This window comes from Pseudomonas sp. BS-2016 (assembly GCF_001806145.1).
Taxonomy (GTDB): Bacteria; Pseudomonadota; Gammaproteobacteria; order Pseudomonadales; family Pseudomonadaceae; genus Aquipseudomonas; species Aquipseudomonas lundensis.
On sequence record NZ_MLCT01000201.1, the window covers coordinates 1 to 1,757 of the forward strand.

A 1,757-nucleotide genomic window follows, 5' to 3' on the forward strand; every position below is an offset into this window, starting at 1 on the left:
AAGCCAACTACTTCGAAAAAGTCGTGAGCATTGCCGGCGACGCCAAGCTGGCGGCCAACTGGGTGATGGTCGAGCTGGGCAGCCTGTTGAACAAACAGGGCCTGGAAATCGACGACGCGCCGGTCACCGCCGAACAACTGGGTGGCATGCTGCTGCGCATCAAGGACAACACCATCTCCGGCAAAATTGCCAAGACCGTGTTCGAAGCGATGGCCGCCGGTGAAGGCAATGCCGACGAGATCATCGAGAAGCGTGGCCTCAAACAAGTCACCGACAGCGGCGCGATCTCGGCCGTGCTCGATGAAATGCTCGCGGCCAATGCCGAACAGGTCGAGCAATACCGCGCCGCAGACGAAGCCAAGCGCGGCAAGATGTTCGGCTTCTTTGTCGGCCAGGCGATGAAAGCCTCCAAGGGCAAAGCCAACCCGCAACAGGTGAACGAACTGCTCAAAAGCAAGCTCGAAGGCTGATCCATGATCGTTCCCACGCTCTGCGTGGGAACGCCTCACGGGACGCTCCGCGTCCGCTTTTGTGACGCGTAGCGTCACCAGCTGCATTCCCACGCAGAGCGTGGGAACGATCCAACGGGGACATCTTGAAATGAAGCGTCTACTCGGCCTCCTGGCCCTGTCCTCCCTGCTGGCCGGTTGCGCCAGCGGCCTCATCGACCCCAACGGCTACGACGAAACCGGCACCGCGTCCTATTACGGCGCCAAGCACCATGGCAAGAAAACCGCCAGCGGTGAACCTTTCAACCAGAACGCCTTGACCGCCGCCCATCGGCGCCTGCCCTTCGGTACGCAGGTCAAGGTGACCAACCTCGACAACAACCGTTCTGTCGTGGTGCGTATCACTGATCGCGGCCCGCATACCCGTGGCCGCCTGATCGACGTTTCACGCAAGGCTGCCGAGCAGTTGCGCATGCTGCGCAGCGGTACCGCACGGGTACGCGTGCAAGCCCTGAACAACTGATCGAGGCAGCCTTGAGCATTTTCGGATTGAACGCCCTCTCACCCTGGAGCCTGCTCGAACTGGTGGGCGGCCTGATCTTGCTGATCATCGGCGCTGAAATCCTGGTACGCGCCGCAGTACGCCTGGCGGCGAGCCTCAAGGTGCGGCCACTGATCATCGGCTTGAGCATCGTCGCCTTCGGCAGCAGTGCGCCGCAGATGACCGTCAGCCTTCAGGCCACGCTGGCCGGCAACACGGATATCGCTGTGGGCAGTGTCATCGGCAGCAGTATCTTCAACATCCTCGTGACCCTGGGCTTGTCCGCACTGATCATTCCGTTGCGGGTCTCGCGGCAACTGGTGCGCGTAGATATCCCGGTGATGATCGTCGCCGGCCTGCTGGTATTTATCCTGGCGGCTAACGAAATGCTGACGCACTTCGATGGCGCCGTGCTGCTGGTGGCGCTGGTGGCCTACCTTGGCGTATTGCATTACCAGACGCGTCATTCCCGCCGCCCGCGCACTCTGGACACCGTGGCGAAGGCGCCATGGCTGAGCAGTGTGCTGCTGATGCTCGGCGGTTTGCTGGTGCTGGTGCTGGCCGGGCATTTGTTGCTCGGCGCAGCGGTGGATGTAGCGGGCGATCTCGGATTGTCGGAGCGCGTCATCGGCCTCACGTTGATCGGCGTCGGCACCTCGCTGCCGTGCCTTGCCACATCGCTGATCGCCGCGTTGCGTGGCGAACGGGAGATCGCCGTGGGCAACGTGATCGGCAGCAACCTGTTCAACCTGCTCGGCGTGCTGGGC

At 62.3% G+C, this 1,757-nt stretch carries 2 protein-coding genes and 1 pseudogene; all 3 read left to right on the top strand.

The annotated features are described in order from the left end of the window. Window positions 1-470 (top strand): annotated as a pseudogene (gene gatB / locus BKD70_RS23770) (Asp-tRNA(Asn)/Glu-tRNA(Gln) amidotransferase GatCAB subunit B); the annotation flags it as partial. 130 nt (window positions 471-600) lie between these two features. Next, the gene (locus BKD70_RS23775) at window positions 601-972 is read left to right on the top strand and encodes a septal ring lytic transglycosylase RlpA family protein (RefSeq protein ID WP_034126298.1); all 372 of its coding nucleotides are present in this window, start codon (window positions 601-603) and stop codon (window positions 970-972) included. 26 nt (window positions 973-998) lie between these two features. Continuing rightward, window positions 999-1,757: calcium/sodium antiporter (locus tag BKD70_RS23780; RefSeq protein ID WP_070415518.1), on the top strand; the 759-nt coding region annotated here is incomplete at its 3' end.